Below are 7,272 nucleotides of genomic sequence, written 5' to 3' on the forward strand. Positions count from 1 at the left end.
TGATTTGTTCTGCAACGCTTTATAGTACATTTTTATGTTAGTTAACCCTGGGGTGAGATGCCCCGGCCCTGGAGATATGGATGAAATCACTGTTTAAAGTAACGCTGCTGGCGACCACAATGGCTGTTGCTCTGCATGCCCCGATCACCTTCGCTGCTGATGCTGCGAAACCAGCCGCTACTGCTGACAGCAAAGCAGCATTCAAGAATGACGACCAAAAAGCCGCTTACGCGCTGGGCGCGTCCCTGGGTCGTTATATGGAAAACTCTCTGAAAGAGCAGGAAAAGCTGGGCATCAAACTGGATAAAGATCAGCTGATCGCTGGTGTTCAGGATGCGTTTGCAGACAAGAGCAAACTGTCTGACCAGGAAATCGAACAAACTCTGCAGGCGTTTGAAGCGCGCGTGAAGAGCTCCGCCCAGGCAAAAATGGAAAAAGACGCGGCTGACAACGAAGCCAAAGGTAAAGTTTACCGCGAGAAATTTGCTAAAGAGAAAGGCGTTAAAACCTCGGCTACTGGCCTGGTCTACAAAGTAGAGAAAGAAGGTACCGGCGCTGCACCGAAAGACAGCGATACCGTGGTTGTTAACTACAAAGGTACGCTGATCGATGGTAAAGAGTTTGATAACTCTTATACCCGTGGTGAGCCGCTCTCTTTCCGTCTTGACGGTGTAATCCCGGGCTGGACTGAAGGCCTGAAAAACATCAAGAAAGGCGGCAAAATCCAGCTGGTTATCCCACCGGATCTGGCTTACGGCAAAACGGGCGTTCCGGGCATTCCGGCCAACTCTACGCTGGTCTTTGATGTTGAACTGTTAGACATCAAACCGGCACCGAAAGCTGACGCGCAGCCAGATGCTGCACCGGCAGATAAAGCTGCAGACAGCAGCAAAAAATAAGCTAACAGAAACCGCCGCCCACAGGGCGGCGGTTTTTTATTATCGACAGGATATAATTAATACTGGAAAGCGCCTTGTGCGCTGTATTACTTTAGATGCCCCTATAATAGTGATGAGCCTGCCCTGACAACATAACGACAGGCTCCTGAAAAGGAGTGCTTTTTTTCATGTCCAGGTCGCTTTTAACCAACGAAACCAGTGAGCTAGATTTGCTGGATCAACGTCCTTTCGATCAAACCGACTTCGATATCCTCAAATCCTACGAAGCGGTAGTGGACGGGTTGGCGATGCTCATTGGTTCCCATTGTGAAATCGTATTGCACTCTTTGCAGGATTTGAAATGCTCGGCCATCCGCATTGCTAACGGTGAACACACGGGCCGTAAAATTGGCTCACCGATTACTGACCTTGCGTTGCGTATGCTGCATGATATGACGGGTGCGGATAGCAGCGTGTCGAAGTGTTACTTCACACGTGCGAAAAGCGGTGTCTTGATGAAGTCGGTGACGATTGCCATTCGCAACCGTGAGCATCGCGTGATTGGTCTGCTGTGCATCAACATGAACCTTGATGTCCCTTTCTCGCAGATTATGAATACCTTTATCCCACCGGAAACCCCGGAAGTGGGCTCTGCCGTCAACTTTGCTTCTTCGGTGGAAGATCTGGTTACCCAGACGCTGGAATTCACAATCGAAGAAGTGAATGCCGATCGTAATGTTTCCAACAACGCGAAGAACCGCCAGATAGTCCTGAATTTGTATGAGAAAGGCATCTTCGATATTAAAGATGCCATCAACCAGGTCGCCGATCGGCTGAACATCTCCAAACATACGGTCTACCTCTATATTCGTCAGTTCAAAAGTGGCGATTTCCAGGGGCAAGATAAGTAATGCGTTTTGCCATCATGGTGACGGGGCCTGCATACGGCACGCAGCAGGCGAGCAGCGCGTTGCAATTTGCTCATGCGCTACTCAAAGAAGGGCATGAGCTAAGCAGCGTCTTTTTCTATCGTGAAGGTGTGTATAACGCCAACCTACTCACTTCGCCTGCCAGTGATGAATACGATCTGGTACGGGCCTGGCAACAGCTGAACCAACAGCATGGTGTAACACTGAATATTTGCGTGGCTGCGGCGTTGCGACGCGGCGTGGTTGATGAGACTGAGGCAAAGCGGCTGGGGCTGGCAGGAGCTAATTTACAATCAGGTTTTAACCTCAGCGGGCTTGGATCACTGGCTGAGGCATCCCTGACCTGCGATCGCGTGGTGCAATTCTGATGAAACGTGTTGCTTTTGTCTTTTCTACCGTGCCGCACGGCAGCGCATCTGGCCGTGAAGGGTTAGATGCATTGCTGGCGACCTCTGCATTAACGGAAGACCTCGGTGTGTTTTTTATCGGTGATGGCGTCTTTCAAATCCTTCAGGGACAGCAACCGGATGCCGTGCTGGCGCGAGACTATATCGCGACCTTCAAACTGTTAGGGTTGTACGATATCGATCAATGTTGGCTCTGCGCTGCCTCATTACGCGAGCGGGGCCTTCAGCAGGGGAGTAATTTTGTGATCAATGCGACAGCGCTTGAACCGGAAGATTTACGCCGTGAGTTAGGCAACTATGACGTCATTTTAAGGTTTTGAGACTCTCATGCTGCACACACTACATCGCTCCGCGTGGCTTACCGATTTCTCCTCTCTTCTTCGTCTGATTGATAAAGACGATGAACTTTTATTGCTCCAGGATGGCGTGACGGCAGCAATCGAAGGAAGCCGTTTCCTTGAAAGTCTGCAAAATGCCTCCATTAAGGTCTATGTACTGGAAGAAGACATTAAGGCTCGCGGGTTGAGTGGTCAAATTTCAGACAGTGTCGTCAGGGTTAGCTATACTGACTTCGTCAGACTTACGGTGAAGCATCCCAGCCAGATGTCCTGGTAATTGTGGGATCGTTGTATATTTCTTGACACCTTTTCGACACCGACCTAAAATTCTGCGTCCTCATATTGTATGAGGTCGTTTTATTACGTGTTTACGAAGCAAAAGCTAAAACCAGGAGCTATTTAATGGCAACAGTTAACCAGCTGGTACGCAAACCACGTGCACGCAAAGTTGCAAAAAGCAACGTGCCTGCGCTGGAAGCATGCCCGCAGAAACGTGGCGTATGTACTCGTGTATATACTACCACTCCTAAAAAACCGAACTCCGCACTGCGTAAAGTTTGCCGTGTTCGTCTGACTAACGGTTTTGAAGTGACTTCCTACATCGGTGGTGAAGGTCACAACCTGCAGGAGCACTCCGTGATCCTGATCCGTGGCGGTCGTGTAAAAGACCTCCCGGGTGTTCGTTACCACACCGTTCGTGGTGCGCTTGACTGCTCCGGCGTTAAAGACCGTAAGCAATCACGCTCCAAGTATGGCGTGAAACGTCCTAAGGCTTAATGGTTCTCCGTTAAGTAAGGCCAAACGTTTTATATTAATGTCAAACTAAACTCTTAGAGTTTTGGACAATCCTGAATTAACAACGGAGTATTTCCATGCCACGTCGTCGCGTCATTGGTCAGCGTAAAATTCTGCCGGATCCGAAGTTCGGATCAGAACTGCTGGCTAAATTTGTAAATATCCTGATGGTAGATGGTAAAAAATCTACTGCCGAAACTATCGTATACAGCGCGCTGGAGACCCTGGCTCAGCGTTCTGGTAAAAACGAACTGGAAGCTTTCGAAGTAGCTCTCGAAAACGTGCGCCCGACTGTCGAAGTTAAGTCTCGCCGCGTTGGTGGTTCTACTTATCAGGTACCAGTTGAAGTCCGTCCGGTCCGTCGTAATGCTCTGGCAATGCGTTGGATCGTTGAAGCTGCTCGTAAACGCGGTGATAAATCCATGGCTCTGCGCCTGGCGAACGAACTTTCTGATGCTGCAGAAAACAAAGGTACTGCAGTTAAGAAACGTGAAGACGTTCACCGTATGGCAGAAGCCAACAAGGCGTTCGCACACTACCGTTGGTAATCCCTTCGGAGTTTTAGTCACCAGGCGGGCGCTTCTAGTAAGCAGCCCGCTTTGGGCTACTTAAATTGAACGCCTAAAAGATAAACGAGGAATCAAATGGCTCGTACAACACCCATCGCGCGCTACCGTAACATCGGTATCAGTGCGCACATCGACGCCGGTAAAACCACTACTACCGAACGTATTCTGTTCTACACCGGTGTAAACCATAAAATCGGTGAAGTTCATGACGGCGCAGCCACCATGGACTGGATGGAGCAGGAGCAGGAACGTGGTATTACTATCACCTCCGCAGCGACTACTGCATTCTGGTCTGGTATGGCTAAGCAGTATGAACCGCATCGCGTAAACATCATCGACACCCCGGGGCACGTTGACTTCACTATCGAAGTAGAACGTTCCATGCGTGTGCTTGATGGTGCAGTAATGGTTTACTGCGCAGTTGGTGGTGTTCAGCCTCAGTCTGAAACCGTATGGCGTCAGGCAAACAAATATAAAGTTCCGCGCATTGCGTTCGTTAACAAAATGGACCGTATGGGTGCGAACTTCCTGAAAGTTGTTGGTCAGATCAAAACCCGTCTGGGCGCGAACCCTGTTCCGCTGCAGCTGGCAATTGGCGCTGAAGAAGCGTTCACCGGTGTTGTTGACCTGGTGAAAATGAAAGCCATCAACTGGAACGAAGAAGATGCAGGCGTAACCTTCACTTATGAAGATATCCCGGCTGACATGCAGGAACTGGCTGAAGAATGGCACCAGAACCTGATCGAGTCCGCTGCAGAAGCTTCAGAAGAGCTGATGGAGAAATACCTGGGTGGTGAAGAACTGACTGAAGAAGAGATCAAAAAAGCTCTGCGTCAGCGTGTTCTGAACAACGAAATCATCCTGGTAACCTGTGGTTCTGCGTTCAAGAACAAAGGTGTTCAGGCGATGCTGGATGCGGTAATTGATTACCTGCCATCCCCAGTAGACGTACCTGCGATCAACGGTATTCTGGACGACGGTAAAGATACTCCTGCTGAGCGTCATGCTAGCGATGACGAGCCGTTTGCTGCTCTGGCATTCAAAATCGCTACCGACCCGTTCGTGGGTAACCTGACCTTCTTCCGCGTGTACTCTGGTGTGGTTAACTCCGGTGACACCATCCTGAACTCCGTGAAAACTGCACGTGAACGTTTCGGCCGTATCGTACAGATGCACGCTAACAAACGTGAAGAGATCAAAGAAGTTCGCGCGGGCGATATCGCTGCTGCTATCGGTCTGAAAGACGTGACCACTGGTGACACTCTGTGTGACCCGGATCACCCGATCATTCTGGAACGTATGGAATTCCCTGAGCCGGTAATTTCCATCGCGGTAGAACCGAAAACCAAAGCTGACCAGGAAAAAATGGGTCTGGCTCTGGGCCGTCTGGCTAAAGAAGACCCGTCATTCCGCGTATGGACTGACGAAGAATCTAACCAGACCATTATCGCTGGTATGGGTGAGCTGCACCTCGACATCATCGTTGACCGTATGAAGCGTGAATTCAACGTTGAAGCGAACGTCGGTAAACCTCAGGTTGCTTACCGTGAAGCGATTCGCGCGAAAGTTACCGATATCGAAGGTAAACACGCTAAGCAGTCTGGTGGTCGCGGTCAGTACGGTCATGTTGTTATCGACATGTACCCGCTGGAGCCGGGTTCAAACCCGAAAGGCTACGAGTTCATCAACGACATCAAAGGTGGTGTAATTCCTGGCGAATACATCCCGGCCGTTGATAAAGGCATCCAGGAACAGCTGAAATCTGGCCCGCTGGCTGGTTACCCGGTTGTTGATCTGGGCGTGCGTCTGCACTTCGGTTCTTACCATGACGTTGACTCCTCTGAGCTGGCGTTTAAACTGGCCGCTTCTATCGCCTTCAAAGATGGCTTTAAGAAAGCGAAACCAGTTCTGCTTGAGCCTATCATGAAGGTTGAAGTAGAGACTCCGGAAGAGAACACCGGTGACGTAATCGGTGACTTGAGCCGCCGTCGTGGTATGCTTCGTGGTCAGGAATCCAACGTCACTGGCGTTGTTATCCATGCTGAAGTTCCGCTGTCTGAAATGTTCGGATATGCAACCCAGCTGCGTTCTCTGACCAAAGGCCGTGCTTCTTACTCCATGGAGTTCCTGAAGTACGACGATGCGCCGAACAACGTTGCTCAGGCCGTTATTGAAGCCCGTGGTAAATAATCCACAGGATTAAAACCTAAGTCCCGTGCTCTCTCCATAGGGGAGAGCACTATAGTAAGGAATATAGCCGTGTCTAAAGAAAAATTTGAACGTACAAAACCGCACGTTAACGTCGGCACCATCGGCCACGTTGACCACGGTAAAACTACCCTGACCGCTGCAATCACTACCGTACTGGCTAAAACCTACGGCGGTGCTGCTCGTGCATTCGACCAGATCGATAACGCGCCGGAAGAAAAAGCTCGTGGTATCACCATCAACACTTCTCACGTTGAATATGACACCCCGACTCGCCACTACGCACACGTAGACTGCCCGGGCCACGCCGACTATGTTAAAAACATGATCACCGGTGCTGCGCAGATGGATGGCGCGATCCTGGTTGTTGCTGCGACTGACGGCCCGATGCCGCAGACTCGTGAGCACATCCTGCTGGGTCGTCAGGTAGGCGTTCCGTACATCATCGTGTTCCTGAACAAATGCGACATGGTTGATGACGAAGAGCTGCTGGAACTGGTAGAAATGGAAGTTCGTGAACTTCTGTCTCAGTACGATTTCCCGGGCGACGACACTCCGATCGTTCGTGGTTCTGCTCTGAAAGCGCTGGAAGGCGAAGCAGAGTGGGAAGCGAAAATCATCGAACTGGCTGGCTTCCTGGATTCTTACATCCCAGAACCAGAGCGTGCGATTGACAAGCCGTTCCTGCTGCCTATCGAAGACGTATTCTCCATCTCCGGTCGTGGTACCGTTGTTACCGGTCGTGTAGAGCGCGGTATCATCAAAGTTGGTGAAGAAGTTGAAATCGTTGGTATCAAAGAGACTGCTAAGTCTACCTGTACTGGCGTTGAAATGTTCCGCAAACTGCTGGACGAAGGCCGTGCTGGTGAGAACGTTGGTGTTCTGCTGCGTGGTATCAAACGTGAAGAAATCGAACGTGGTCAGGTACTGGCTAAGCCGGGCTCTATCAAGCCGCACACCAAGTTCGAATCTGAAGTGTACATTCTGTCCAAAGACGAAGGCGGCCGTCATACTCCGTTCTTCAAAGGCTACCGTCCGCAGTTCTACTTCCGTACTACTGACGTGACTGGTACCATCGAACTGCCGGAAGGCGTAGAGATGGTAATGCCGGGCGACAACATCAAAATGGTTGTTACCCTGATCCACCC

General features: G+C 50.5%; 9 protein-coding genes. All 9 read left to right on the plus strand.

Features of this window, described 5'->3' with window-relative positions; translation table 11 throughout:
• Positions 1 to 80: 80 nt before the first annotated feature.
• Positions 81 to 899 carry an FKBP-type peptidyl-prolyl cis-trans isomerase gene (fkpA, locus tag OGV85_RS12395; protein WP_003023641.1) on the plus strand — a complete coding sequence of 273 codons (819 nt, stop codon included), beginning with the start codon at positions 81 to 83 and terminating at the stop codon, positions 897 to 899.
• 167 nt (positions 900 to 1,066) lie between these two features.
• Positions 1,067 to 1,789, plus strand: a complete 723-nt coding sequence (locus tag OGV85_RS12400) for a helix-turn-helix transcriptional regulator (RefSeq protein ID WP_003023643.1) — start codon at positions 1,067 to 1,069, stop codon at positions 1,787 to 1,789.
• Positions 1,789 to 2,175, plus strand: a complete 387-nt coding sequence (gene tusD, locus OGV85_RS12405) for a sulfurtransferase complex subunit TusD (RefSeq protein WP_003023646.1) — start codon at positions 1,789 to 1,791, stop codon at positions 2,173 to 2,175. The genes OGV85_RS12400 and tusD overlap by 1 nt, the downstream gene beginning before the upstream one ends.
• The gene (gene tusC, locus OGV85_RS12410) at positions 2,175 to 2,534 is read left to right on the plus strand and encodes a sulfurtransferase complex subunit TusC (protein WP_003023649.1); all 360 of its coding nucleotides are present in this window, start codon (positions 2,175 to 2,177) and stop codon (positions 2,532 to 2,534) included. The genes tusD and tusC overlap by 1 nt, the downstream gene beginning before the upstream one ends.
• 7 nt (positions 2,535 to 2,541) lie before the next feature.
• A complete protein-coding gene (gene tusB / locus OGV85_RS12415; RefSeq protein ID WP_003023651.1) occupies positions 2,542 to 2,829 on the plus strand; it encodes a sulfurtransferase complex subunit TusB in 288 nt (95 codons plus the stop codon).
• 125 nt (positions 2,830 to 2,954) lie between these two features.
• Positions 2,955 to 3,329 carry a 30S ribosomal protein S12 gene (gene rpsL, locus OGV85_RS12420; protein ID WP_003023654.1) on the plus strand — a complete coding sequence of 125 codons (375 nt, stop codon included), beginning with the start codon at positions 2,955 to 2,957 and terminating at the stop codon, positions 3,327 to 3,329.
• 95 nt (positions 3,330 to 3,424) lie between these two features.
• Positions 3,425 to 3,895 carry a 30S ribosomal protein S7 gene (gene rpsG / locus OGV85_RS12425; RefSeq protein ID WP_003023657.1) on the plus strand — a complete coding sequence of 157 codons (471 nt, stop codon included), beginning with the start codon at positions 3,425 to 3,427 and terminating at the stop codon, positions 3,893 to 3,895.
• Between the two features lie 96 nt (positions 3,896 to 3,991).
• Complete coding sequence (fusA, locus tag OGV85_RS12430) at positions 3,992 to 6,106, plus strand: elongation factor G (RefSeq protein WP_003023659.1); 2,115 nt, start codon at positions 3,992 to 3,994, stop codon at positions 6,104 to 6,106.
• A gap of 69 nt (positions 6,107 to 6,175) precedes the next feature.
• A partial coding sequence (tuf, locus tag OGV85_RS12435) for an elongation factor Tu (protein WP_118262821.1) occupies positions 6,176 to 7,272 on the plus strand: 1,097 nt, incomplete at its 3' end.

This window comes from Citrobacter sp. Cf132 (assembly GCF_030333885.1).
Lineage (GTDB): Bacteria > Pseudomonadota > Gammaproteobacteria > Enterobacterales > Enterobacteriaceae > Citrobacter > Citrobacter freundii.

Bases quoted from the DNA above. Each gene is read 5' to 3' on its own strand.
- OGV85_RS12400 (WP_003023643.1), top strand. From the start codon at position 1,067: ATGTCCAGGTCGCTTTTAACCAACGAAACCAGTGAGCTAGATTTGCTG.
- tusC (WP_003023649.1), top strand. From the start codon at position 2,175: ATGAAACGTGTTGCTTTTGTCTTTTCTACCGTGCCGCACGGCAGCGCA.
- rpsL (WP_003023654.1), top strand. From the start codon at position 2,955: ATGGCAACAGTTAACCAGCTGGTACGCAAACCACGTGCACGCAAAGTT.
- tusD (WP_003023646.1), top strand. From the start codon at position 1,789: ATGCGTTTTGCCATCATGGTGACGGGGCCTGCATACGGCACGCAGCAG.
- fusA (WP_003023659.1), top strand. From the start codon at position 3,992: ATGGCTCGTACAACACCCATCGCGCGCTACCGTAACATCGGTATCAGT.
- fkpA (WP_003023641.1), top strand. From the start codon at position 81: ATGAAATCACTGTTTAAAGTAACGCTGCTGGCGACCACAATGGCTGTT.
- rpsG (WP_003023657.1), top strand. From the start codon at position 3,425: ATGCCACGTCGTCGCGTCATTGGTCAGCGTAAAATTCTGCCGGATCCG.
- tusB (WP_003023651.1), top strand. From the start codon at position 2,542: ATGCTGCACACACTACATCGCTCCGCGTGGCTTACCGATTTCTCCTCT.